Origin of the sequence: Pseudomonas asplenii (genome assembly GCF_001293465.1) — a bacterium.
GTDB lineage: Bacteria > Pseudomonadota > Gammaproteobacteria > Pseudomonadales > Pseudomonadaceae > Aquipseudomonas > Aquipseudomonas fuscovaginae_B.
Map to the genome: position 1 here is coordinate 106,895 of NZ_JSYZ01000016.1, position 24,373 is coordinate 131,267.

The window sequence follows — 24,373 nt, forward strand, 5'->3', positions numbered from 1 at the left end:
AGGCTGCGTGTTTTACGTTTGTCAGCAGCGTGCCATCCGCGAATAATCGAAACTATACCGTTTCGCCCTGACGCTGGCTCAGCCTTGAGCATACGTTAAGCGAATATAAAAACGAATCAGCCTGCAGGAACCGCCACGAATGATCGCCCGCCTCACCCCCACCCACGGTCAGACCGACGCCTACGACCGCTTCCTGAAACAACTGGCCAGCGAAGGCTTCGAGGGGGAAATCGCCGGCGACCTGGGCTCCCGGGCGGTGCTGGCGACCGACAACTCGATCTACCAGCGCCTGCCCCAGGCGGCGGTGTTCCCGAAAACCTACGCGGATGTCGAGCGGGTGGCGAAACTCGCCGCCCAGCCGCAGCACCGCGCCGTGGTGCTCACCCCCCGCGGCGGCGGCACCGGCACCAACGGCCAGTCGCTCACCGACGGCATCGTGGTCGACCTCTCCCGGCACCTGAACGGCATTCTCGAGATCAACGTCGAGGAGCGCTGGGTGCGGGTGCAGAGCGGCGTGGTCAAGGACCAGCTGAACGCCGCCCTCAAGCCCCACGGCCTGTTCTTCGCCCCCGAGCTGTCGACCTCGAACCGGGCGACCATCGGCGGGATGATCAACACCGACGCCAGCGGCCAGGGCAGTTGCACCTACGGCAAGACCCGCGATCACGTGCTTGCCCTGTCCACCATCCTGCTGGGGGGCCAGCGCCTGGACAGCCAACCCCTGGCCGCCGAACAGGCCGACCGCGAGGCGGCCCGGCAGGACCTGGTCGGCAGTGTCTATCGCTGCGCCCGCGATATCGCCGACCGGCAGGCGCAACTGATCAGGGACACCTTTCCGCCGCTCAACCGCTGCCTGACCGGCTACGACCTCGCCCACCTGCGCGAGGAGGACGGCGGCTTCAACCTCAACAGCATCCTCTGCGGCTCCGAGGGTTCGCTGGGCTTCATCATCGAAGCCAGGCTCAACGTGCTGCCGATTCCCCGCCACAGCATCCTGGTGAACGTGCAATACGCCGGCTTCATGGATGCCCTGCGCGACGCCAAGGCGCTGATGGCACTCAAGCCGCTGTCCATCGAGACCGTGGACTCCAAGGTGCTGAAGCTGGCGATGCAGGACATCGTCTGGCACGGCGTGGCCGAGTACTTCCCACCGGTCCCCGGCCAGCAGACCCTGGGCATCAACCTGATCGAATTCAGCGGCGACGACCAGCAGAACCTGGAACGACAGGTCCATGACTTCATCGAACACCTGAAAACCGACACCAGCGTGGTGCGCCTGGGCCACACCCTGGCCGTCGGCAGCGAGGCCGTGAAGCGCGTCTACACCATGCGCAAGCGCTCCGTGGGCCTGCTCGGCAATGTCCAGGGCGAAGCCCGTCCGCAGCCGTTCGTCGAAGACACCGCCGTGCCGCCGGAAAACCTCGCCGACTTCATCGCCGAGTTCCGCGCCCTGCTCGACTCGCACCAGCTCGAATACGGCATGTTCGGCCACGTCGACGCCGGCGTGCTGCACGTGCGGCCGATCCTCGACATGAAGGACCCGCGCCAGGCGGCGCTGATCCGCCCGGTGTCCGATGGCGTGGCCGCCCTCACCCGCAAATACGGCGGACTGCTGTGGGGCGAGCATGGCAAGGGCCTGCGCTCGGAGTACTCGCCGGCCTACTTCGGCCCGCTGTACCCGTCGCTGCAGGCGATCAAGGCGGCGTTCGACCCGTTCAACCAGCTCAACCCGGGCAAGATCGCCACGCCTTCGAGCATCAGCGACGCCAGCCTGATCAAGGTCGATGGCGTGGTCCTGCGCGGCGAACTCGACCGGCAGATCGACGAGCGGGTCTGGCAGAGCTACCAGAGCGCCGTCCACTGCAACGGCAACGGCGCCTGCTACAACTTCGATCCCGACGATGCGATGTGCCCGTCCTGGAAAGCCACGCGCAACCGCATTCACTCGCCCAAGGGCCGTGCCTCGCTGGTACGCGAGTGGCTGCGCCTGCAGGGCGCCCAGGGCGTCGACCTGCTGGGCAGCGTCGCCACCCGCTTCAGCGTCGGCAACCTGCTGGGCAAGGTGCGCAATAGCCTGGGCAAGCGCCTGGGCGAGCAAGACTTCTCCCATGAGGTGTACGAGGCGATGGCCGGCTGCCTGGCGTGCAAGTCCTGCGCGGGCCAGTGCCCGGTGAAGGTCAACGTGCCGGACTTCCGCTCGCGCTTCCTCGAACTCTACCACCAGCGCTACCTGCGGCCGCTGAAGGACTACGTGGTCGGCTCGCTGGAGTACAGCATTCCCTACATCGCCCGCTTCCCGCGGCTGTACAACGCGATGATGAATGCGCGGCCGGTGAAGTTTCTGCTCGAACACCTGGTCGGCATGGTCGACAGTCCGCTGCTGAGCCTGATGGATTTCCACCAGGTCTGCGCGCGCTGGAACGTGCAGGTGGCGACGGCGCACAAGCTGTCGCAACTGAGCGAAGAGCAGCGCCAGCGCAGCGTGATCATCGTTCAGGACGCCTTCACCCGCTACTTCGAAACCCCGCTGGCGGCCGAGTGGATCGAGCTGATCGCCCGCCTGGGCTACACCCTTTACCTGGCGCCGTTCGCCCCCAACGGCAAGCCGCTGCAGGTGCAGGGCTTCCTCGGTGCGTTCAAGAAGGCCGCGAGCCACAACGCCAAGGGCCTGAAGGCACTCGAAGCCTACGGCATCCCGCTGGTGGGACTCGACCCGGCGATGACCCTGGTGTATCGCCAGGAATACGCCAAGACCCTGGAGCAGGATGCCGCACCGCGCGTGGTGCTGGCCCAGGAGTGGCTGGCGACTGCCCTGCCGCGGTTGGAAAAACCGCAGGCGCCAGAGACCTTCCACTTCCTGCCGCACTGCACCGAGCGGACCAACGAGCCGGCGAGCGTCGAGCAGTGGAAGAAGGTCTTCGACGGCTTCGGCCTGAAGTTGCAGGTGCTGGCCAGCGGCTGCTGCGGCATGTCCGGCACCTATGGGCATGAAACCCGCAACGCGCAGACCTCGCAGGTCATCTACTCGCAGTCCTGGCAACCCCTGGTGGAGCGCTACCAGCCCAGCGGCCGCCTGCTCGCCGATGGCTATTCCTGCCGCAGCCAGGTCAAGCGCCAGGCCGGTAAAGTGGTGCTGCATCCGTTGCAGGCCTTGCTGGGCCAGCTTCGCCAGCACGCGCCTATCGAGGCGTGAGGGCGTCCCAGGCGCCTTCGTTGACCAGGTTGGCCGGGCGTTTCCCGGCCAGTGCCTGCAGCAGGTTCTCCACCGCACAGCGGGCCATCGCCTCGCGCGTCTCCTGGGTGGCGGAGCCGATGTGCGGCGTCGCCACGACGTTATCCAGGCCGAGCAGGGGCGAATCCGGCGCAAGGGGCTCCTGGCTGAACACGTCCAGGCCCGCCCCGCGAATGCGCCGCTCGCGCAGGGCGTCGATGAGTGCGGCTTCATCCACCACGCGGCCACGCGCGATGTTCACCAGGATCGCTTCGGGCTTCATCAGGGCGAGTTCACGTCGACCGATCAGGCCCTGGGTTTCGGCATTCAAGGGCACGGTCAGGCAGACGAAATCCGCCTGACGCAACAGCTCATCGAGGCTGCAATGACGCGCTGCGTAACGGGCCTCCACCTCGGGCCTGGCGCCTCGACTGTGGTACAGCACGCGCATGCCGAAGCCCGCCGCGCCGCGCCTGGCCAGTGCCTCGCCGATGCGTCCCATGCCGACGATACCCAGCGTCTTGCCATGTACATCGCTGCCAAACTGGGCCGGCCCCAGGCTCGCCCGCCAATGGCCGTCACGCACCCAGCCGGCCAGTTCGACGACCCGGCGGGCGCTGGCCAGGATCAGGGCGAAGCCGGTATCGGCGGTCGTTTCGGTCAGCACATCCGGGGTATTGGTCAACAACACGCGACGACGGCTCAGCTCGGCCAGGTCATAGTTGTCCACGCCCACCGACACGCTGGAAATCACCTCCAGCTGGGGCGCCAGGTCCAACAGGCTGCCATCGATCCGCAGGCTGGCGCCGAGCAGCCCCCGGGCCCCGGGCAAGGCGTCGCGCAAGCGCGCCAGCCCATCGGGCTGGGCCATGTCGACCCAGGTCACTTCGACCTGCTCCTGCAAACGCGCCATCAGTTCGTCAGACAGCCGCTTGTACAGCACGATTCTCTTCTTCATTGCAGTATTCCCTAGAGTGTCACGGCGAGACGGGCACCACGGCGCCGCGTCTGCGCGGGGTTGAGCACGGCCGTCAGCACCACGGCGGTCAGCAGCGCGCCACACATGAACAGGTAGGAGGCCCCCGGCCCGCCGGTGACCCCGTTGAGGTAGCCCACCAGCCACGACCCGCCAAAGGAACCCAGCGCGCCCATGCTGTTGATCAGCGCCATGGCGCCACCGGCGACGTTGCTGGGCAGGATCTCCGGCACGATGGCGAAGAACGGACCATAGGGGGCGTACATGCAGGCCCCGGCGACCACCAGCAGCGCGTAGGACAGCCAGAAGTGCTCGGTACCCAGCGCGTAGGAACCATAGAACGCCAGCGCGGCGATCAGCAGCGGCGGCCAGACGAAGCGCTTGCGCTTCTGCAGGCGATCGGAGGCCCAGGAGACGCCGATCATCGCCAGCACCGCCGCCAGGTAGGGCACCGCCGACAGCCAGCCGGCCTGGACGATGTCGACCTTGGCCGCCTGCTTGAGAATGGACGGCAGCCAGAGCACGAAGCCGTACACGCCAATGCTCCAGCAGAAATACTGCAGCGACAGGACGATCACCTGCGGGGTGCGGAAGGCCTCACGGTAATTTTTCACCGGCCGGATGCCCTGCTGCTCGGCCGCCAGCGCCGCCTGCAGATTCGCCTTGTCCGCCTCGCTCAGCCAACGGGCCTGGGCCGGCCGGTCGTCCACCAGGCGCCACCAGAGCAAGGCCCAGATCACCGCGGGCAAGCCTTCGATGATGAACATCCAGCGCCAGTCGAAGTGCTGGATGAGATAGCCGGACACCACCGACATCCAGAGGATGGTGGCCGGGTTGCCGAGGATCAGGAAGGTGTTGGCCCGCGAGCGTTCCGCCCGCGTGAACCAGTGGCACAGGTACACCAGCATGGCCGGCATCACCGCCGCCTCCACCCCCCCCAGCAGGAAGCGGATGGCGACCAGCATGTAGACGTTGCTGACCATGCCGGTGAGGGTCGCCAGGCCACCCCAGAGGATGAGGCTGACGAAGATCAGTTTCTTCACGCTGCGTTTTTCGGCGTAGATGGCCCCCGGCACCTGGAAGAAGAAGTAGCCGAGGAAAAACAGCGCCCCCAGCAGCGACGACAGCGCCGGGGTGATGTGGAGGTCTTCGGCCATGCCCGAGGCAGCGGCGAAGCCGTAGTTGGCACGGTCCAGGTAGGCCAGGCTGTAGGTGATGAAGACGATGGGGATGATGTACCACCAACGGCGACGGGCGAGGCTTGTCGTTTGCATGATTCACTCTCCTGAGCTTGTTATTGTTGTCGCAACAGGTTTCGGCAATCCGGTCGGAATGGCTCAAGCGCTCCGGCGCTTGCCCCGATCCTCGAGTTCATGCCGCAAGGGCAGGCCCTCCATGTCTCCGCGGAACTGGACGGCGCGGCTGCCGCACCAGTTGCCACGCGCAACCGCCATCGGCAGCTCCAGCCCTTCGAGCAGGCCACTGAGCACGCCGACGGCAAATGCATCGCCGGCACCGACCGTGTCCACCACCTGCGGCACCGGCACGGCGGCGACCTGTCCCTCATCGCGCAGCGTACGGAAGTAGGCGCCCTGCTCTCCCAGCTTGATCACCACCCCTTGCGCGCCTCTATCCAGGTAGAACGCCGCGATGTCGGCAGGTTCGCGCTGCCCGGTCAGCAGGCGCCCTTCCTCCAGCCCCGGCAGCAGCCAGTCGGCCTTCAGCGCCAGGGCGTTGACTTCACGCACCATGGTGGCGGTGTCCGGCCACAGGGACGGACGCAGGTTCGGGTCGAAGGAGATGCTCCGACCGGCTTCACGCATGGCCTCCACCAGGGCATGGGAGAGCGCCCGGCAGGTCGGTGACAGCGCCAGGGGAATACCGGTGGCATGCAGATGCCGCACCTGGAACCGTTGCCCGGCGATCATCGCCGGCGACAGGTGGCTGGCCGCCGAGTTGCGCCGGAAGTACTCCACGCTCGGGTCGCGGCCATCGTCGCGGCGCTCCTTGAGCTGGAAGCCGGTGGCGTAACGCGGATCGATCTCGACACCTTCACAGTCCAGGCCTTCCTGGCGCAGGCTGTCGATGACGAAACGCCCCAGCGAATCGTCACCGACGCGGCTCAGCCAGCGCACCTTGAAACCCAGCCGGGCCAGGCCGATGGCGACATTGCTGTCCGCCCCCGCGATCCGTTTGCTGAACTGGCTGACATGGGCCAGATCGCCAGGCTGGTCCGCAACGAACATCGCCATGGTTTCCCCGAAGCACAGCACATCGTGTTCAAACATGGCTGACCTCCGCCACCAGCCCGAGCCGGGCCAGGTTGTCGACCTGGGCCCGTGTGACCGCCAACAGGTCATCGCCCACCAGGGGGTACTCCACGGCCCGCACGACGCCGGGGGTGAATTCGCCCAGCAGCGCATCCCAGGCCATCAGGTCCGCCGCACGCGGCCTTACGGCGACCAGGCGCCCGGTGGGTTGGCGCTCCACCGCCTTGCAGTGCACATAGCGCACCCAGCGACCGAGCTGCCGGGCGGCCTGGGTCGCCGACTCGTTCTGCCACTGCCAGTTGCCGATATCGAAGGTCATGCCTACGGGAAGCGCCAGGGCCTCGACCTGTTCGAAGAACGCCAGCAGCGCCGCGATCCGCCCGCCTTGCGGGGTCTGGTCATTTTCCACCAGCAGCCTGGGGACGTCCCGAGACACCAGCCCGCGCAAGGCCGAGACATCGCAACGGGGTTGGTAATGCCCCAGGGACACCTTCAGCGCTACCGCCCCCAGTCGGCTTGCCAACGCCAGCTTCTGCGACAGCAGCGGGTTGAGTTCGCCCTGTTCGGTCCACAGTTCCAGCGGCGAGGAGAACAGGCACTCCAACTGCAGTGCGCCTATCGCGCCGGACAGGGCCGTGGTGTCCGGTACGCCATCGAACAGCTCCTCGCGCAGCTCGACACGCGCCACACCGGCAGCCGCCAGCAACTCAAGAAAACTCTCCTGGCCGGACTGCCGAACGAAGTCGGCACCATAGCTGGAGAGACTGATGGAAACGGGGTTCAAGCGCATTGTTGTGATCCTTTGAAACCGGTTTCATTTTTGGTCGGCAGGCAACCCCCTGCGCAACCGCTCACATACTCAGGTGGGTGGATCCTCGAACGATCAGTTCAGCCTTGAGGTCGATTCGCTTCGGCGCGTCGCCTTCTCCCCGCAGGCGCGCGAGCAGGCATTCGAACGCCGTCACGCCAATCGCCTCGGTCGGCTGGGCCAGGGCGGTGATGCCGCTGCCCACCAGCGGGTACCAGTCCAGCTCGTCCAGCGCCAGCAGGCCGACGTCGTCGAACAGGCGGCAGCCCCTGCTGTGCAGGGCACGCGTGACGGCCAGGGTGGCCACGCCGTTGCAAGTGAAAATGGCCTGTGGGCCGTGGCCGTTCGAGCCGAGGAACCTGGCCAGGTCCGCCTCGAGTTCCGCGCTGATCTCGAGGATCTGCTGGCGAATGCCCGCACGGCGCTGAAGGGATGCGCTAAAGGCCTGCACCCGCTCCAGGCGCGAGCTGGTGCCATCGAGGGGTTCGGTCACCGCCAGGATGTCGCGATAACCGCAAGCCTGCAGGTGATCCAGAGCCTGCTCGACCGCATCGGCATTGTCCAGGCCGACCATGTCGACATTCAGCTCCGGCAACTGGCGGTCGATCAGCACCATGGGCACGTCCCGCTGCAGCTCGACCAGTTCACCCCGATGGTGCCCGAGGGTGTTCACGATCAGGCCTTCGATGTTGTACGACTGCAGCATCTGCAGGTGATGGCGCTCCTGCTCGTCGTCGCGGTTGGTGTTGCACAGCAGCAGGGTGTAGCCATGCTGTCGGCAGGCTTTCTCGACGCCGCGCATGACCGCGACCGAATAGGGATTGAGGATGTCGGCCACCAGCATGCCGATCAACCGCGTCTGACCACGCTTGAGCCCCCGGGCCATCTGGTTGGGGCGGTAGCCCAGTTGCTGGATGACGTCTGCGAGGCGTTGTGCGGTCGCTTCGGCCAGCAACTGACGATCGCCGCCGATGTAGCGGGAAACGGTCGCTTTCGACACACCCGCGGCGCGCGCGACCTGGCTGATGGTGACTCGCTCGCGCGAGCTGGAAGGAAAATCCGTCATCGAAGGGCTCTTGTGATTGTGGTCCGAGACGATGAATGAAACCGGTTTCAATACATCAAAACTGGCTCCAAACGTCATCTACCGTTCGTCGGATGTTAACAAACATTCGACGTCCACAAGCCGCCCGCCTTCGCCGGCCCCTCCCGGCAGCACCGCGCAGAACCCGGGCCGGCCAGAGAGCACCGGCCGGCCCGGGTGGCCTGCTAGCGGTTGGCGTTCCCCGTGTCGCTGCCCGCGGTCCTGGCCGTTTCAGGCGTGCGCAGCCGGGCCACGTCGGCAGCCGTCACGGCAGCGCCCTGGTTGCCCCAACTGGAGCGGATGAAGCTGACCACTTCGGCCACCTCCTGATCGCTCAGGCGCCAGCCGAAGGCCGGCATGCTGATGGTCGATGGCGCCGCGTGCGTCGCCGGCACGGTGCCACCGGCCAGCACCACGTGGATGAGCGAGGTCGGGTCCTGGGTCTGCAGCACCGGGTTGCCGGCCAACGCCGGGAAGAACCGGGTGTAGCCATGGCCGTCGGTGCGGTGGCAGGCCGCGCAGTTGTCGATATAGATCGACGCCCCCGGCTGGCTGTCATCGCCCTTCCACAAGGCGTCCGCGACCTGCTTGTCATAGACGTGAGGCCCGTCGTCCGCCCGGCTCGGCGGCAGCGTCTTCAGGTAGCGGGCGATGGCGGTCAGGTCGGCATCGGTCAGGTACTGCAGGCTGTGCTCGACCACGTCGCTCATGCCGCCGAACACCGCGCTGCGCTCACTGCGACCGGTCTTGAGGAACTGTACCAACTGCTCCTCGCTCCAGTTGCCCAGGCCATCCTTGTGGTCACCCCGCAGGTTCTTGGCAATCCAGCCCTCGAGTGGCGCGCTGCCGGCCAGGAACTGCTCGCCGTCCTGCGGGTTGAGGGCCTTTTCCTGCATGGTCAACGCCCGCGGGGTATGGCAGGCACCACAATGCCCCAGGCCCTCGACCAGGTAGGCGCCCCGGCTGACGACCGGATCGGCGTTGGCGGGAGCGACCCAGGCCTTGGCTTCTGGCGCGAACAACCCACGCCAGATCGCCAGCGGCCAGCGCATGCTCAGCGGCCAGGGAATATCGGTGGCCCGGTTCGGCTGCGCGACAGGTTCGACACCCTTCATGAAGTAGGCGTAGAGCGCCTGCATGTCTTCGTCAGTGACGCGGGCGTAGGACGGGTACGGCATGGCCGGGTACAGCGTGCTGCCGTCCTTGCCGATACCCTTGCGCACCGCCTGGTCGAACGCTTCGAAGCTGTAGTGACCAATGCCGCTGGCATCCGGGGTGATGTTGGTGGAGTACACGGTGCCGATCGGCGTCGGCATCGCCAGGCCGCCGGCAAAAGGCTTGCCGCCCTTGGCGGTATGGCAGGCCACGCAGTCGCCGGCACGGGCCAGGTACTCGCCGCGCTTGACCAGCGCAACGTCGGTTTCGGCAGCCTGGGCCGTAGCGCCGGCACCGACCAGGAGGGCTGCGATCAACAGTCTCTTCATGTTCTCTCGCTCCTCAAGCCTGGACCAGCGGGCCGGGATTTTTCAGGTACTGCTCGCGAATGGCCCGGGCGGACCAGTAGGTCAGCGCCGCCACCAGGCCGGTCGGGTTGTACCCCAGGCCCTGGGGAAACGCCGAGGCCCCAGGGACGAACACGTTGTGCACGTCCCAGCTCTGCAGGTAGCGGTTCAGGGCGCTGGTCTTCGGGTCGGTGCCCATGATCGCGCCGCCGTTGAGGTGGGTGGTCTGGTAGCTGGCCGTGTTGAAGTGCTCCTTGACCTTCTTGCCGAGGATGGCAATGGACTTGGGGTTCATCGCCTGGGCGATCCTGCTCAGCTTGTCGACCATGAACCGGTTCATCCTGATGTCGTTTTCCTGCCAGTCGAAGGTCATGCGCAACAGGGGTTGGCCGTAGGCATCGCGGTAGGTCGGGTCCAGGTCCAGGTAGTTGCCGCGGTACGACTGGTGCGCGCCGTGGGCGTCCATCGAGACCTGGTGGGTGTAGTAGTCGGCGGTGGCCTTTTTCCAGGCACTGCCCCAGGCAGGGGTACCCGGCGGGTTGGCAACCCCGGCGATCGGCCGGCTGCCGGCCTGGTTCACCCACATCGGCGAGCCGCCGACGAAACCATGGGGGCCGTGGTCGAAGTTGTCCGCGTTGAAGTCATCGATCGCGATACCGTTGCCGCCAGCACCGATGAAGTTGTTGGTGTAGGTGTCCTTGTCGAAGAACGCCTTGACCGTGCCCATGTTCTGGTAGGCGAAGTTGCGCCCGACCACCCCTTCGTTGCTGATCGGGTCGTAGGGCTTGCCGATGCCGGAGAGCAGCATCAGGCGCACGTTGTTGAACTGGAAGGCGGCGAGAATCACGAGGTCCGCCGGCTGTTCGATTTCGCGGCCCTGGGCGTCGATGTAGGTCACGCCGGTGGCCTTGCGCTTGCTGTCGTCGAGGTTTACCCGCAACACATGGGCGTTGGCGCGCAGCTCGAAGTTCGGCACCTGGCGCAGCGCTGGCAGGATGTTCACGTTCGGCGAGGCCTTGGAGTACATGTAGCACACATAACCGCTGCAGAAACCGCAGAAGTTGCACGGCCCCATCTGCGCGCCGTAGGGGTTGGTGTAGGGCCCGGAGGTGTTGGCCGAAGGCAGGTTGTACGGCTTGTAGCCCAGGCTGGTGGCGGCCTGCTCGAACAGCCGGGCCGACACCACGTTCTTCTGCGAGGGCAGCGGGAACGGGTTGGAGCGGTCCGGCGCATAGGGGTTGCCGCCCTTGCCTTCGCCGACCACCTGACCGTTGACGGTCCAGGCCTGGCCCGAGGTGCCAAAGACCTTTTCCGCGAAGTCGAAATAAGGCTCAAGCTCCTCGTAGCTGACACCGAAGTCCTGGATGGTCATGCCTTCGGGAATGAAGCGCTTGCCGTAGCATTCCTCGTAGTGGCTGCGCAGGCGCAGCTCGATCGGGTCGACGCGAAAATGCACGCCGGACCAGTGCAGCCCCGCCCCGCCGACGCCCTTGCCCGGCAGGAAGGCGCCCAGTTGTCGATTGGGCAGTGCCACGTCATTGACGCTGTGGCGGATGGTCACCGTCTCCTTCGAAACATCGACGAACAGCTTCTTGCGCACACTGTAGGTCAGCTCGTCGATGACCTGCGGGTAGCTGCCCTCCGGGTAGGTGTCCTGCATCGGTCCGCGCTCCAGCGCCACCACCTGCAGCCCGGCCTCGGTGAGTTCCTTGGCCATGATCGCACCGGCCCAACCGAAGCCGACGATCACCGCGTCGACCTTTTTCATTGCGTTAGCCATGCCTTATGCCCTCTCGCCGCGAATCGAGACGGCCGGGAACGGGTAAGGCTCGTTGCGCTCGACCCAGTCCATGAAATCTGCCCGGGCACCGGGGAAGCCGATCTGCGTCCAGCCGACCATGCCGCGGTTGCCGCCGTGAATCGGGTCGCAGAAAAACCCTTCGCGGGTGTTCTGCACCAGCAGACTGAAAAACACCTTGGCCGGCACTGGCTCGAAAACGGCCTCACCAGACTCGATCTGGCGAAGAACATGGTCTCGGGTAGCGCTGTCTTGCTCGGCAAAATTTTTACCGGTGGTGGTTTTGCACCAGGCCTGCGCGGCGGCGATGCCCAGGCGGTAGATCTGCTGCGGACTGAGTTGCAACTGGTAGCCCAGCTCCGGGGCGGCGTCGGCCTTGAACGGGCCTTGCATGTACCACTGGGCACCCGTGGCGTAGGGCGTATTCATCTGCCGGTCGATGAACTCGGCAGCGCCCGCTTCCAGTGCCCCTGGACCGAGCTCGTCGGCCGGGATGATGCGTGACACCGCCGCCTGCAGGAATGCCCACTCTTCAGTGGTGAAAAAGGTTGGCTGGTACTGGCTGGGCGGCGGCGTCGCCGGAACCCGCGGCTCGCGCACGGGCGCCGCACTCAGCGGGCTGGAGCCGAGGCTCAGTCCGGTGCTCGCCACCGTCACGACGGGTATGAGGGTCAGCGTTTTGCGCAGGAAGTCCCTGCGCGGGTTATCGGGAGCATGCTCGGGCATTTTGATTCCTCATCGACTTCGGGCGACTGCTGAGCGACGCCTTCTGATTTTCGACTGGTCAGGGCTAAAGGGAGGGGGACTGCGTACAGCCGGCTAATTTAGCGTTTTTGCAGGGGCTTTGAAACCGGTTACATCCGCGATACCACTGGAAAGGCTCCAGCCTCCCCGGATCGCCCGATACGCCATCAGCGGTGGAACGCTGGCTGGCCTGGTGGTCGTCAACCCGTTGCCGGCGAGTCCTGGCCCTCCAGCCAGGGTTGCCACCCCCAATCCCGGGCATGGAATTTCCTCGCCTCATAATGTTATGTTATTACGTAATTAATGGAGATTTCACCTTGAGACAACGCGCACCGCTGCTGGCAGGCTTCACCCTCGGACTTCTCGGGCAACCGGTATCAGCAGCCCCCACCCTGATGCTGGAAGACATCACCATCACCGATTCGTACGTCGAAGAACGCGCCGAAGGCCCCGTGCGGGGCTATCGAGCCACCCGCTCGGCCACCGCAACCCGCACCGACAGCGACCTGCGCGACACCCCACAGAGCATCGACGTGGTGCCGGCCCAGGTGATCAGGGATCTCAATACGACCCGTATCGACCGTGCGCTGGACTTTACCGGCGGGGTCTCGCGACAGAATAACTTCGGTGGCCTGACCTTCCTCAACTACAGCGTGCGCGGCTTCACCACCGGCGAACTGTACAGGAACGGATTCGCCATCAACCGCGGCAGCTACAGCGCCCCCGACACGTCCGGCATCGAACGCATCGAAGTGCTCAAGGGCCCCGCCGCCAGCCTCTACGGGCGCGGCGATCCCGGTGGCCTGGTGAACATCGTGAGCAAACGTCCGCAGGCCGAAACCTTCAGCACCCTGAACATCAGCGCCGGCTCCTGGGACCGCTACCGCGGCAGTCTCGACGTCAACTCGCCACTCGACAGCGAAGGCCAGTTGCTGGGGCGGGTGAACATGGCGGTGGAGGACAACGGCAGCTTTCGCGACCATGTCGACAGCGAACGCCGCATCGTCAGCCCGTCATTGAGCTGGCAGCTCTCGCCGGATACCCGGCTGATGCTCGACAGCGAATTCTCCCGCACCGAAGCGGTGTTCGACCGCGGCATTCCGGCCGTCAACGGAGAACTGGGTTCGGTCGGGCGTTCGACGTTCATGGGGGAACCGAACGACGGACAGATCCGCAACGATAACCAGACCCTCGACCTGGCCCTCGAGCACTACCTGAACGATGACTGGAAGCTGCGCCTGGCCAACCACTACACCCAGGGCACGCTCAAGGGCGCAAGTTCCGAACCGCAGGCGCTGGTCGGTACCACCCTCACCCGCTTCTACCGCGAGCGCGATTTCGAATGGAATGACAACATCACCCAGGCCGAGCTGCATGGCACCTTCGACTGGGCCGGATGGCAGCACCAGACCCTGACCGGCCTGGAGTACGAAAACTACCGCAACAGCCAGAAGTATCCGCAGAGCGCCACGCTGCTGAGCTATGGCCTGGATATCCACAACCCCGTCTACGGCCAGCCCAAGCCGGCCCTGACCCGGCCCAACGACTTCTTCGAGCGCACCGAGAGCTACGCCCTCAACCTGCAGGACCAGATTGCCTTCACCGACCGCCTGCGCGGCCTGGTGGGCGTACGCCTGGAGCGGATCAGGCAGACCTCGCTGAACCGCGCGACGGCGGTCAGCAACAGCCAGGAGAAGAACGTGGCCACGCCACGCGCCGGCCTGCTCTACCAGCTCACCCCGCAGGTCGGTGTGTTTGCCAATGCCTCGACCTCCTTCAAGCCCAACGCCATCGGCACCCAGGGCCAGGTGTACCAGCCGGAGAAAGGCCTGGGTTATGAAACGGGGCTCAAACTCGATCTGTTCGACAGCCGTATCGGTGCCACGGTCGCGCTGTTCCGGATCGACAAGGAAAACGTCGTCACCACCGATGCCACGGGTGAAAGCGTCGCCGCCGGCAAGGCCCGCAGCCAGGGGCTGGACCTGCAGTTCAGCGGCCAGGTCAGCGATGCCGTGCGGGTGATCGGCGCCTATGCCTACATCGACGCCGAAGTCACCCAGGGCGACACCGCCGTCCCCAAAGGCAGCGACCTGCTCGGCATCCCACGGCACAGCGGCAGCCTCCTGGGCGTCTACGAATTCCAGGACGGCCTCCTGCACGGCTCGGACATCGGCGCCGCCTTCAATTACGTCGGTGAGCGCTCCGGCCAGGCCGGCAGCCGCTTCACCCTGCCCGCGTACAGCACCGTCGACCTGCTGGCGCACTACAAGGCCAGCGAACAGCTAACCCTCGGCCTGAACCTGAACAACCTGTTCGATCGCCATTACTACGAGCGCGCCTACAACAGCACCTGGGTACTGCCTGGCGAACCGCGCAACTTCAGTCTCAGCCTCACCCTCAACCTCTGACAGAAAGGACTCACCATGCAACTGCCACTCAAACTTGTCGGCGTCCTGGCGCTGCTCACCGCCACCCACGTGAACGCCCACGGTCTATGGACCGAACAGCGTCGGGGCAATATCGAAGTCGTCTACGGGCACGGCGCGGAAGACGATGCGTTCCAGGCGCAGAAGGTCAAGCGCGCCTGGGCCTTCGACACGGCCGGCAAGATGATACCGGTGACCGTCCAACGCCTGTCCGACCATGCCCGCCTGCAGCCGCTGAAGCCGGCGGCGGTGATGGCGGTGGTGCTGGACAACGGCCCCTGGTCGCAGACCCCGGACCAGCGATGGGTGAACAAGGACCGCACCCAGGTGCCCAACGCCATCGACTCGACCCATGCGCTCAAGTACAGCCTGGCCATCAACCAGCCAGGCGCCCGCTTGCCCAAACTGGACATGCTGCGGTTGGCGATCATTCCGCAAACCGATCCGCTGACGGTCGGCCCGGGCAATGAACTGGACGTGCAGGTGCTGGTCGATGGCAAGCCCGCTGCGGGCATCGAGCTGTATGCGGATTTTCGCGGGGCGCCTGATGAAATCGGCGGCAAGACCGACGAGGCCGGCCGCGCCCGCATCAAGGTCCGCAACGAAGGCCTGAACGTCATCGCGGCCAAGGCCACGCTGACACTGCCCGACAACGGACCGGTGGCCAAGGAGAGCCTGTTCGCCTCGCTGACGTTCCTCGGCGAGGAACACCATGAATGAGCCGTGCCCGGGCTGAACCGATGCCCGCCCTGGAGAACCTCCCGCCGCCCTGCCATGGCGGCGTGTCCGGCACCTGATCGCAGCCAGGCGACTGCCGGGCAGGCAAGGCCGCCTTCCTGCCCGGCACCACCGAAAGCTTGCACCGCTGAAATGTCACCTTTCGGCCTTGCCAATGTCGCCCCCGACGCCATGCACTTATTCTGCCTGCGAACGGCCAGGCCTGGGAGGCAGGGCGCTGCCGGGGCCCTGGTCCGCTTCCGGCAGCGCCCCCATGCCCATGGGCAAGCGTCTCCAGACCCGCGGCGGATCTCTCTATAAAAAGCAAATGGCATACACCATGATCGAAGTGACCGAACGCTCCATCGCCGAGCTGCGCGATGCCCTTGAATCCGGCAGAACCACTGCGGTGCAGTTGGTAGAAGCCTATCTGGCGCGGATCGACGCCTATGACACCCCGGACACCGCCACCGCACTGAACGCCGTGGTGGTGCGCAACCCTTACGCGCTGGACGAGGCGGCCGCTTCGGACGTGCGTCGGGCGCAAGGCAAGACCCTGGGCCCACTGGATGGCATTCCCTACACCGCCAAGGACAGTTACCTGGTCAAGGGCCTGACCGCGGCGTCGGGCAGCCCCGCCTTCAAGGACCTCGTCGCCCAGCGGGACGCCTTCACCATCGAGCGCCTGCGCGCCGCCGGGGCGATCTGCCTGGGCAAGACCAACATGCCGCCGATGGCCAACGGCGGCATGCAGCGTGGCGTCTATGGCCGGGCCGAGAGCCCGTACAACGCCGACTACCTGACCGCGCCCTTCGCCTCCGGCTCGTCCAATGGTGCCGGTACCGCCACCGCGGCCAGCTTTTCCGCTTTCGGCCTGGCCGAGGAAACCTGGTCCAGTGGCCGTGGCCCGGCTTCCAACAACGGGCTGTGCGCCTACACGCCGTCGCGCGGAGTGATTTCGGTCCGCGGCAACTGGCCGCTGACGCCGACCATGGACGTGGTGGTGCCGTACGCCCGGACCATGGCCGACCTGCTGGAAGTGCTCGACGTGGTGGTCGCCGACGACCCGGACAAGTCCGGCGACCTGTGGCGCCTGCAGCCGTGGGTGCCGATCCCGGCTGCCTCGACCGTGCGTCCGGCTTCCTACCTGAAGCTCGCCGCCACTGCCGATGCCCTGGCTGGCAAGCGTCTCGGCGTGCCCCGCCTGTTCATCAACCGGGACCCCGAAGCCGGCACCAGCGAGAAGCCGGGCATCGGTGGCCCGACCGGCCAACGCATCCATACCCGCCCCTCCGTCATCAAACTGTGGGAAGCGGCCCGCCAGGCTCTCGAAGCGGCGGGCGCCACGGTGGTGGAGGTCGACTTCCCGCTGGTGTCCAACTGCGAAGGCGACCGCCCCGGCGCGCCGACGGTGTACAACCGCGGCCTGGTTTCGAAAGCGTTCCTGCATGAAGAACTGTGGGAGCTGTCCGCCTGGGGTTTCGACAACTTCCTGCGCGACAACGGCGACCCGGCGCTGAACCGCCTGGCCGATGTCGATGGCCCGAGCATCTTCCCCCACGACCCCGGTACCCTGCCCAACCGCGAGGACGACCTCGCCGCCGGCATGGCCGAATACGTGCGCATGGCGCAACAGGGGATCAAGCCGTGGCATGAACTGCCGTCGTTGCCGGACGGACTGCGCGGCCTGGAACGGACCCGCCAGGTCGACCTCGAGGACTGGATGGAGGACCTGCAGCTCGACGCCGTGCTATTCCCGACGGTCGCCGACGTCGGCCCGGCCGATGCCGATGTGAATCCGGTGTCCGCGGACATCGCCTGGAGCAACGGGATCTGGGTGGCCAACGGCAACCTGGCGATTCGTCACCTGGGCGTGCCGACCGTGACCGTGCCCATGGGCATCATGGAGGATATCGGCATGCCGGTCGGCCTGACCTTCGCCGGCCGCGCCTATGACGACAACGCGTTGTTGCAACTGGCCTCGGCCTACGAGTCGACCGGTTCGAAACGGCTCATCCCGCCACGCACCCCGCCGCTCAAACGCGGCTGACCCTGCCATGCCTCGCAGCAGGCTCATCGGTTGCCGATGAAGCCTGCCGCGAAGGACCTGCGCCCTCTTCTCAGTTCAGTGCCTGGTCACCACCGACAGGGTACTGCCCAGGAAAAACGCCGGGGTCCGCCAGCGGGCGAACAGCATCAGCACCAGGCCCAGCAGCAGGATGGTCATGGCGATGATGAACACCAGCCCCACGCCCGCGATATGCGAACCACTGCCGAACTCGGGGGAGATGCTGTCGAACGCCGTCTGCCAGAAGATCACCGAGAGCATCGTCGCCCCGAGCAACGGGCACAGGCCGCGCATGAGGAAATGCCGCAGGCTGAAGAACAGGCTGTGGCGGAAATACCAGACGCAGGCGAACGCCGTCAGCGAGTAGTAGAAGCAGATCATCATGCCCAGGGCGGTGATGGTGTCCGCCAGCACGTTGTCGCTCAGGGTGCGCATGGTCACGTAGAACGCCCCGGTGGCGATGCCCGCGGCGATCGTGGCGTAGCGCGGAGTGCGCGAGCGTGGGCAGATGCTGGCGAAACGTTGCGAAACCGCCCCGTAGTAACCCATCGCCAACAGGGTGCGCGCCGGCGAGATGAAGGTCGATTGCAGCGACGCGGCGGTGCTGGCCAGTACCGCCACCGACATCAGGATCGCCAGCGGCCCCATCACCGGACCGGCCAGGTGGGCGAAGACGTTTTCCTGGATCTGCGGATTGCCCAGGCCCCAGCCCGTCTCGCCAATGCCGGCGAACTGCAGGGTCGCGGCAGCGGTGAACAGGTACAGCGCCAGGATCACCAGCACCGTCAAGGTGGCGGCACGTCCGGGCACTTTTTCGCTGCCGACCGATTCCTCACTGACGGTCAGGCACAGGTCCCAGCCCCAGAAGATGAAGATCGACAACGACAGCCCCGCAGCGAAGGCCGAGAACGACTCGATGTTGAAGGGGTTGAACCATTCGGCATGGAACACCACCGGTGCCGAGGGGGGCGCGGCCTGGAACGCCGCGACGGAGAAGCCGATCAGCACCAGCAACTGCAGGGCGACCAGGGCATACTGCACGCGCATGGTCATGCCGATGCCGCGGCAACTGATCCACACCGCGATGGAGATGAACACGCAGCAGGTGACGATGTTGACCAGCAGGTTTTCCCGCATCTGCGCCAGTTCCGGGATACCGGTGAGCTGGGCGAGGAACAGGTAGAAGAAGTCCACGGCCACGCCGGCGAGGTTGGACAGCACGATGGTGGTCGCCGTGACCAGCCCCCAGCCGCCGATCCAGCCGATCATCGGGCCAAACGCCCGGGCCGACCAGGTGAACGAGGTGCCACTGTCCGGCTCGGCCGCGTTCAGTTCGCGATAGCCCAGCGCGACCAGCAGCATCGGCAGGAAGCCGACGATGAACACCGCGGGCAGATACACGCCCACTTCCCGCACGGTGGGCCCCAGTGCGCCGGTCAGGGTGTAGACCGGCGCGATGGTCGATATCCCCAGCACCACACAGGCCAACAGCCCAACCTTGCCCTGGGCCAGGCCCTTGGCGTTCACGGAGTCGTCCGTGCCAGTTATCTCGCGGCCCCGGGCGGCCTCGATGTATTCACTCATAAGCCTTTGTCACCTTTTGGAATTATTTTCAGTGCCGCTGGATCAGGTCCAGGCTCCCGTCAGCGCGCCGCACGTGCCTCGGCGTAGCGTTGGCAGGCCGCCCTGAATGCCTGGAACAGCGTGAGCGACTCGGGGTTGTCCTCCAGGCGCCACTCCGGATGCCATTGCACCCCCACGACAAAGCCTCGCGAGTCATGGACGGAAACGGCTTCGACCAGACCATCCGGGGCCAGCGCCTCGACCCGCAGGGCGGGCGCCAGGCGGTCGATACCCTGGCTGTGCAGCGAGTTGACGCGAAACTCGGCTGGCAGGCCAAGCTGCTCGAACACGCCGCCGGGTTGCACGTGGACCGCATGTTGCGGCGCGTAGTGTTCGGCCAGCGTTTCCCCTTGCGGTTCGCGGTGGTCGAGGAAACCGGGCAGCTCCTGCACGCGCTGGTGCAGCGAACCGCCCAGGCTGACGTTGAGTTCCTGGAAGCCGCGGCAGATGCAGAACACCGGGATGCCCCGGTCGATCGCCAGGCGCAGCAGCGGCAAGGTGTTGGCGTCGCGGGCCGCATCGTGGGCGGTACCTTCCAGGCTCGGCTCACCCTGGTAGAGGGAGGGATGGACGTTGGAAGGCGAACCGGTGAACAGCAGGCCATCGAGGTGTTCCAGCAGATCCCGCGGATCGCTGGGCCTGCTGCGCGCCGGCAGCAACACCGGCAGCCCGGCCTGGGCTGCGGCTTCGACATACTTGTCGCCGACGGTGTGGGAATCGTATTTGCCGAGCAGTTGTCGGCAGGCGGTGACACCGATCAGGGGCACGCGGGACATGGTCAATCTCCAGAAAATGCCGCCGGCGCAGGGCCGACGGCCGACACTCAGATACCCAGGCGATCACGCAACTGGTAGTAGGCGGCGCCCATGGCCGTGAACGGCACGCGCAGCAGTCGACCACCGGGGAAGGGGTAGTGGGTCAGGCCCGCCAGGGCGTCGAAACGCTCGGCCTGGCTGCGCAGGGCCTCGGCCAGCACCTTGCCGGCCAGGTGGGTGTAGGTCACACCGTGCCCACTGCAGCCCTGGGAGTAGTAGATGTTGTCGCCCAGGCGACCGACCTGCGGCAGGCGCGACAGGGTCAGCAGGAAGTTGCCGGTCCAGGTGAAATCGATCTTCACGTTCTTGAGCTGCGGGAAGGTCTTGAGCATTTTCGGCCGGATGATCGCCTCGATATCCACCGGATCACGCGCGCCATAGACCACGCCACCGCCGTAGATCAGGCGGCGGTCGGCGGTGAGGCGGAAGTAGTCGAGCAGGTAGTTGCAGTCCTCCACGCAGTAGTCCTGCGGCAGCAGGCTGCGCGCCAGGTCCTCGGGCAGCGGCTCGGTGGCGAGCACCTGGGTACCGCACGGCATGGACTTGGCAGCCAACTCCGGCACCAACCCGCCGAGGTAGGCGTTGCCGGCCACCACGACGAACTTGGCCCGCACCTGGCCTTTCGGTGTGTGCACCACCGGGTGCTCGCCCCGCTCGATCCGGGTCGCCGGGCTCTGTTCGTGGATGGCGCCACCCAGCGAGGCGACGGCCGCCGCTTCACCCAGGGCCAGGTTGAGCGGATGAATGTGACCGCCGCTCATGTCGAGCATGCCGCCGACATAACGGTCGGTGCCGACCACCTCGCGGATCCGCCGCTCGTCCATCAGTTCGAGTTGGGTGTGCCCGTAGCGCTCCCAGAGCTTCTTCTGCGATTCCAGGTGAGCCAGTTGCTTGGGGGTGATGGCGGCGAACACACCGCCGTCCTTCAGGTCGCAGTCGATACCGTAGCGCGCGACGCGCTCACGGATGATCCGCCCGCCCTCGAAGGCCATTTCGCCCAGCAGTTGTGCCTGGCGGGCGCCGGTCTGGCGCTCGATGACATCGATATCGCGGCTGTAGCTGTTGACGATCTGCCCGCCATTGCGGCCCGAGGCGCCGAAGCCGACCTTGGCCGCCTCCAGCACCGTGACCCTGAAGCCGTGCTCCAGCAGGAACAGCGCGGTGGACAGCCCTGTGTAGCCCGCGCCGATGATGCAGACATCCGTCTCCACCGATTCGGTGAGGGCTGGATAGTCGGTGTTCAGGTTACGCGACGCCGCGTAGAAACTTGCAACGTGATTGTTCATAGCGAAATTCCTCGAACATGAAAGCGATGCCCGTCAGAGCTTGATCCAGGTCGCCTTCAGCTCCGTGTATTTGTCGAAGGCATGCAGCGATTTATCGCGACCGTTACCGGACTGCTTGAAGCCACCAAACGGCGCGGTCATGTCACCGCCGTCGTACTGGTTGACCCACACGCTGCCGGCGCGCAACGCCCGCGCCAGGCGATGGGCCCGCGACAGGTTCTGCGTCCACACGGCAGCCGCCAGGCCGTAGGGGGTGTCGTTGGCGATACGCACGGCTTCGGCCTCGTCGTCGAAATCGATGACCGAGAGCACCGGGCCGAAAATCTCTTCCCGAGCGATGCGCATGGCGTTGTCAACGCCGTCGAAGACCGTCGGCTCGACGTAGCTGCCACCGGTATCCTGCAACGCCCGCCGGCCACCACTGACCAGTTGCGCCCCCTCCTGCCGGGCGGACTCGATGAAGCCCAGCACCGTTTGCAGGTGGCCGTCGTCGACCAGGGCACCGACGCGGGTGTCCGGGTCAAGGGCGTGGCCGGGTTTCCACTGTTGCAGCGCCTTAATCACCAGGGGCAGGAAGCGGGCCTTGACCGAGCGCTCGACCAGCAGGCGCGAGCCGGCGATGCACACTTCGCCCTGGTTGAAGGCGATGGCCGCGGCGGCGGCTTCGGCGGCGGCCTGCAGGTCCGGCGCATCGGCAAACACGATGTTCGGGCTCTTGCCACCGGCCTCCAGCCAGACCCGCTTCATGTTCGACTCGCCGGCATAGACCAGCAGTTGCTTGGCAATGCGGGTGGAGCCGGTGAACACCAGGGTGTCCACGTCCATGTGCAGGGCCAGGGCCTGCCCGACGGTGTGGCCGAAGCCCGGCAGCACGTTGAACACACCCGCCGGAATGCCTGCTTCGAGCGCGAGCTGGGCGATACGAATCGCGGTGAGCGGTGATTTCTCGGAAGGCTTGAGGATCACCGAGTTGCCGGTGGCCAGCGCCGGGCCGAGCTTCCAGCAGGCCATCATCAGCGGGAAGTTCCACGGCACGATGGCCGCGACCACGCCGACCGGCTCACGGGTGACCAGGCCCAACTGGTCAGGGGGCGTCGGGGCGACTTCGTCATACACCTTGTCGATGGCCTCGGCGCTCCAGCGAAGAGCGTTGGCCGCCGCCGGCACGTCGATGCTCAACGAGTCGCTGATGGGCTTGCCCATGTCCAGGGTTTCCAGCAGCGCCAGCTCCTCGGCATGGGCCAGCAGCCGGTCGGCGAAACCGATGAGCACGCGCTTGCGTTGCGCTGGCGCCTGGTTGCGCCAGTCACCGCGCTCAAAACTGGCCCGGGCGGCCTGCACCGCCAGCTCGGCGTCTTCGGCCATGCAACTGGCGATGTCCGCCAGCAGCCGACCGTCCACCGGGCTGGACTTGGCGAATGAACCACCGGCCACAGCGTCCCGATAGCTGCCGTCGATGAAGGCCCGACCTTCGATGCTCAAGCCGTTGAAGCGCTGTTCCCACTGTTCACGTGTTGTCGCTTTCATTGCCGGCTTCCTCAGACGGTGTGCAGGTACCAGTTGTATTCGAGGTCCGAAATGGTGGTTTCGAACTCCTGCATCTCGGCCTCCTTGCACGCCACGAAGATGTCGATGTACTCGGGGCTGATGTACTGGTTCAGCACCTCGCTGTCGTCCAGCTCGCGCAAGGCGTCGCGCAGGTTGTTCGGCAGGCTCTGCTCCAGTTGCTCGTAGGCGTTGCCATCGATGGGGTCGGTGGGTTCGAGCTGGTGGGTCAGGCCGTGGTGAATACCGGCCAGGATCGACGCCATCATCAGGTACGGGTTGGCATCGGCACCGGCGACGCGGTGTTCGATACGAATGGCATCGGCGCCACCGGTGGGCACGCGTACCGCCACGGTGCGGTTGTCCAGGCCCCAGCTCGGCGCGTTGGGCACATAGAACTGGGCGCCGAAACGGCGGTAGGAGTTGACGTTGGGGCAGAGAAAGGCCATCGACGCCGGCATGGTTTCCAGCACCCCGGCGATTGCGTGGCGCAACGGCGCGTGGGTCTGCGGGTCGTCGGTGGCGAAGATGTTCTTGCCGGTCTGCTTGTCGATCAGCGAGATGTGCACATGCAGGCCGTTACCGGCCTGGCCCGGATAGGGCTTGGCCATGAAGGTCGAGTCCATCTCGTGGTCGTAGGCGATGTTCTTCACCAGGCGCTTGAGCAGCACCGCGTAGTCGCAGGCCTTGAGCGCATCCTCAACGTGGTGCAGGTTGACCTCGAATTGCGCGGGGGCGCTTTCCTTGACGATCGCGTCGGCCGGGATGCCCTGCTCCTTCGCCGCTTCGAGCATGTCCTGGAGGCAGTCGACGTACTCGTCGAGGTCGTCGATCAGGTACACCTGGGTCGACATCGGCCGCTTGCCGGAGATCGGCGAGCGTGGCGGCTGCGGCCGGCCGTTCACGTTTTCCTGGTCGATCAGGTAGAACTCCAGCTCGAACGCCGCGCAGATGGTCAGGCCCAGCGCATCGAACTTCTGCACCACCTGCCGCAGCACTTCCCGCGGGTCGGCGAAGAACGGCCGGCCGTCAAGCTCGTGCATGGTCATCAGCAATTGCGCGGTCGGGCGCTTCTGCCAGGGCTCGGCGCTAAGGGTGTTGGGGATCGGGTAGCAGATGCGATCGGCATCGCCGATGTCCAGGCCCAGGCCGGAACTTTCGACGGTGGAGCCGTTGATGTCCAGGGCGAATAGCGAAGCGGGAAGATTGATGCCTTTCTCGTAGACCTTGTGCAGGCTGCCGCGCTCGACGCGCTTGCCACGCACGACACCGTTCATGTCGGTGATCAGCAGGTCGACGAACTGGATGTCGGGGTTCTCCTTGAGGAAGATGTTCGCTTCATTGAGCTGCACGACACGAGGGGAGACTGGGGAATTCATGACGGGGTACATCCTTGGCGCTGACGGGCTCCGGCGAAACGGTTCGCGAGCCTGCACAGCGTATTTGTTATTTGGCCAACGGCGGGCGGTGGTCCTGCACAGACCTGCGCGCCCGTCCGTG

17 protein-coding genes are annotated in these 24,373 nt (G+C 65.9%); 4 read left to right on the forward strand and 13 right to left on the reverse strand.

From position 1 onward, the window contains the following. Window positions 1-139: 139 nt before the first annotated feature. Window positions 140-3,193: a D-2-hydroxyglutarate dehydrogenase YdiJ gene (gene ydiJ / locus PF66_RS20605; RefSeq protein ID WP_054063692.1), complete on the forward strand. Its 3,054-nt coding sequence runs from the start codon at window positions 140-142 to the stop codon at window positions 3,191-3,193. Here ydiJ and PF66_RS20610 read toward each other — a convergent pair. The 8 genes from PF66_RS20610 to PF66_RS20645 form a co-directional block, all read right to left on the reverse strand. Beyond that, window positions 3,180-4,169: a 2-hydroxyacid dehydrogenase gene (locus tag PF66_RS20610; RefSeq protein ID WP_054063693.1), complete on the reverse strand. Its 990-nt coding sequence runs from the start codon at window positions 4,167-4,169 to the stop codon at window positions 3,180-3,182. The genes ydiJ and PF66_RS20610 overlap by 14 nt on opposite strands. An 11-nt stretch (window positions 4,170-4,180) precedes the next feature. Then, window positions 4,181-5,461, reverse strand: coding sequence for an MFS transporter (locus tag PF66_RS20615; RefSeq protein ID WP_054063694.1), 1,281 nt, complete (start codon window positions 5,459-5,461; stop codon window positions 4,181-4,183). Between the two features lie 63 nt (window positions 5,462-5,524). Then, window positions 5,525-6,475, reverse strand: coding sequence for a sugar kinase (locus PF66_RS20620; protein WP_054063695.1), 951 nt, complete (start codon window positions 6,473-6,475; stop codon window positions 5,525-5,527). Further along, window positions 6,468-7,247 (reverse strand): sugar phosphate isomerase/epimerase family protein, encoded by a 780-nt coding sequence (locus tag PF66_RS20625; RefSeq protein WP_054061481.1) that lies wholly within the window; start codon window positions 7,245-7,247, stop codon window positions 6,468-6,470. Before PF66_RS20625 ends, PF66_RS20620 begins: the two co-directional genes overlap by 8 nt. Before the next feature lie 61 nt (window positions 7,248-7,308). Beyond that, complete coding sequence (locus PF66_RS20630; protein ID WP_054063696.1) at window positions 7,309-8,331, reverse strand: LacI family DNA-binding transcriptional regulator; 1,023 nt, start codon at window positions 8,329-8,331, stop codon at window positions 7,309-7,311. A gap of 203 nt (window positions 8,332-8,534) precedes the next feature. After that, a complete protein-coding gene (locus tag PF66_RS20635) occupies window positions 8,535-9,833 on the reverse strand; it encodes a cytochrome c (RefSeq protein ID WP_054063697.1) in 1,299 nt (432 codons plus the stop codon). Window positions 9,834-9,846: 13 nt separating this feature from the next. Continuing rightward, window positions 9,847-11,631 (reverse strand): GMC family oxidoreductase, encoded by a 1,785-nt coding sequence (locus PF66_RS20640; RefSeq protein ID WP_054063698.1) that lies wholly within the window; start codon window positions 11,629-11,631, stop codon window positions 9,847-9,849. A 3-nt stretch (window positions 11,632-11,634) separates the two neighbouring features. Then, a complete protein-coding gene (locus tag PF66_RS20645) occupies window positions 11,635-12,375 on the reverse strand; it encodes a gluconate 2-dehydrogenase subunit 3 family protein (protein ID WP_054056574.1) in 741 nt (246 codons plus the stop codon). 335 nt (window positions 12,376-12,710) lie between these two features. Between PF66_RS20645 and PF66_RS20650 the strand changes: the two genes are divergently transcribed. The 3 genes from PF66_RS20650 (at window position 12,711) to PF66_RS20660 (ending at window position 17,586) form a co-directional block, all read left to right on the forward strand. Beyond that, window positions 12,711-14,801, forward strand: a complete 2,091-nt coding sequence (locus PF66_RS20650; RefSeq protein ID WP_193394221.1) for a TonB-dependent siderophore receptor — start codon at window positions 12,711-12,713, stop codon at window positions 14,799-14,801. Window positions 14,802-14,816: 15 nt separating this feature from the next. Further along, on the forward strand, window positions 14,817-15,539 hold the full coding sequence (locus PF66_RS20655) for a DUF4198 domain-containing protein (RefSeq protein WP_054063700.1): 723 nt from the start codon (window positions 14,817-14,819) through the stop codon (window positions 15,537-15,539). 337 nt (window positions 15,540-15,876) lie between these two features. Continuing rightward, entirely contained in the window at window positions 15,877-17,586 is a 1,710-nt protein-coding gene (locus PF66_RS20660) for an amidase (RefSeq protein WP_054056577.1), read from the forward strand. Window positions 17,587-17,661: 75 nt separating this feature from the next. Here PF66_RS20660 and PF66_RS20665 read toward each other — a convergent pair whose 3' ends face one another. From PF66_RS20665 to PF66_RS20685, 5 genes are read right to left on the reverse strand one after another with little or no spacing between them, the layout of a single operon-like run. After that, complete coding sequence (locus PF66_RS20665) at window positions 17,662-19,188, reverse strand: APC family permease (protein ID WP_054063701.1); 1,527 nt, start codon at window positions 19,186-19,188, stop codon at window positions 17,662-17,664. A 59-nt stretch (window positions 19,189-19,247) separates the two neighbouring features. Then, window positions 19,248-20,003 carry a gamma-glutamyl-gamma-aminobutyrate hydrolase family protein gene (locus PF66_RS20670; RefSeq protein ID WP_054063702.1) on the reverse strand — a complete coding sequence of 252 codons (756 nt, stop codon included), beginning with the start codon at window positions 20,001-20,003 and terminating at the stop codon, window positions 19,248-19,250. A gap of 47 nt (window positions 20,004-20,050) precedes the next feature. After that, a complete protein-coding gene (locus tag PF66_RS20675; RefSeq protein ID WP_054063703.1) occupies window positions 20,051-21,328 on the reverse strand; it encodes an NAD(P)/FAD-dependent oxidoreductase in 1,278 nt (425 codons plus the stop codon). A 33-nt stretch (window positions 21,329-21,361) separates the two neighbouring features. Further along, a complete protein-coding gene (locus PF66_RS20680; protein ID WP_054063704.1) occupies window positions 21,362-22,855 on the reverse strand; it encodes an aldehyde dehydrogenase in 1,494 nt (497 codons plus the stop codon). An 11-nt stretch (window positions 22,856-22,866) separates the two neighbouring features. Then, window positions 22,867-24,252: a glutamine synthetase family protein gene (locus PF66_RS20685; RefSeq protein WP_054056582.1), complete on the reverse strand. Its 1,386-nt coding sequence runs from the start codon at window positions 24,250-24,252 to the stop codon at window positions 22,867-22,869. Window positions 24,253-24,373 lie beyond the last annotated feature (121 nt).

Excerpts from the sequence above, each read along its gene's own strand:
- PF66_RS20615 (WP_054063694.1), bottom strand. The coding sequence starts at position 5,461 with ATGCAAACGACAAGCCTCGCCCGTCGCCGTTGGTGGTACATCATCCCC.
- PF66_RS20655 (WP_054063700.1), top strand. The coding sequence starts at position 14,817 with ATGCAACTGCCACTCAAACTTGTCGGCGTCCTGGCGCTGCTCACCGCC.
- PF66_RS20610 (WP_054063693.1), bottom strand. The coding sequence starts at position 4,169 with ATGAAGAAGAGAATCGTGCTGTACAAGCGGCTGTCTGACGAACTGATG.
- PF66_RS20665 (WP_054063701.1), bottom strand. The coding sequence starts at position 19,188 with ATGAGTGAATACATCGAGGCCGCCCGGGGCCGCGAGATAACTGGCACG.
- ydiJ (WP_054063692.1), top strand. The coding sequence starts at position 140 with ATGATCGCCCGCCTCACCCCCACCCACGGTCAGACCGACGCCTACGAC.
- PF66_RS20635 (WP_054063697.1), bottom strand. The coding sequence starts at position 9,833 with ATGAAGAGACTGTTGATCGCAGCCCTCCTGGTCGGTGCCGGCGCTACG.
- PF66_RS20675 (WP_054063703.1), bottom strand. The coding sequence starts at position 21,328 with ATGAACAATCACGTTGCAAGTTTCTACGCGGCGTCGCGTAACCTGAAC.
- PF66_RS20670 (WP_054063702.1), bottom strand. The coding sequence starts at position 20,003 with ATGTCCCGCGTGCCCCTGATCGGTGTCACCGCCTGCCGACAACTGCTC.
- PF66_RS20620 (WP_054063695.1), bottom strand. The coding sequence starts at position 6,475 with ATGTTTGAACACGATGTGCTGTGCTTCGGGGAAACCATGGCGATGTTC.
- PF66_RS20680 (WP_054063704.1), bottom strand. The coding sequence starts at position 22,855 with ATGAAAGCGACAACACGTGAACAGTGGGAACAGCGCTTCAACGGCTTG.
- PF66_RS20645 (WP_054056574.1), bottom strand. The coding sequence starts at position 12,375 with ATGCCCGAGCATGCTCCCGATAACCCGCGCAGGGACTTCCTGCGCAAA.
- PF66_RS20660 (WP_054056577.1), top strand. The coding sequence starts at position 15,877 with ATGATCGAAGTGACCGAACGCTCCATCGCCGAGCTGCGCGATGCCCTT.
- PF66_RS20685 (WP_054056582.1), bottom strand. The coding sequence starts at position 24,252 with ATGAATTCCCCAGTCTCCCCTCGTGTCGTGCAGCTCAATGAAGCGAAC.
- PF66_RS20625 (WP_054061481.1), bottom strand. The coding sequence starts at position 7,247 with ATGCGCTTGAACCCCGTTTCCATCAGTCTCTCCAGCTATGGTGCCGAC.
- PF66_RS20640 (WP_054063698.1), bottom strand. The coding sequence starts at position 11,631 with ATGGCTAACGCAATGAAAAAGGTCGACGCGGTGATCGTCGGCTTCGGT.
- PF66_RS20630 (WP_054063696.1), bottom strand. The coding sequence starts at position 8,331 with ATGACGGATTTTCCTTCCAGCTCGCGCGAGCGAGTCACCATCAGCCAG.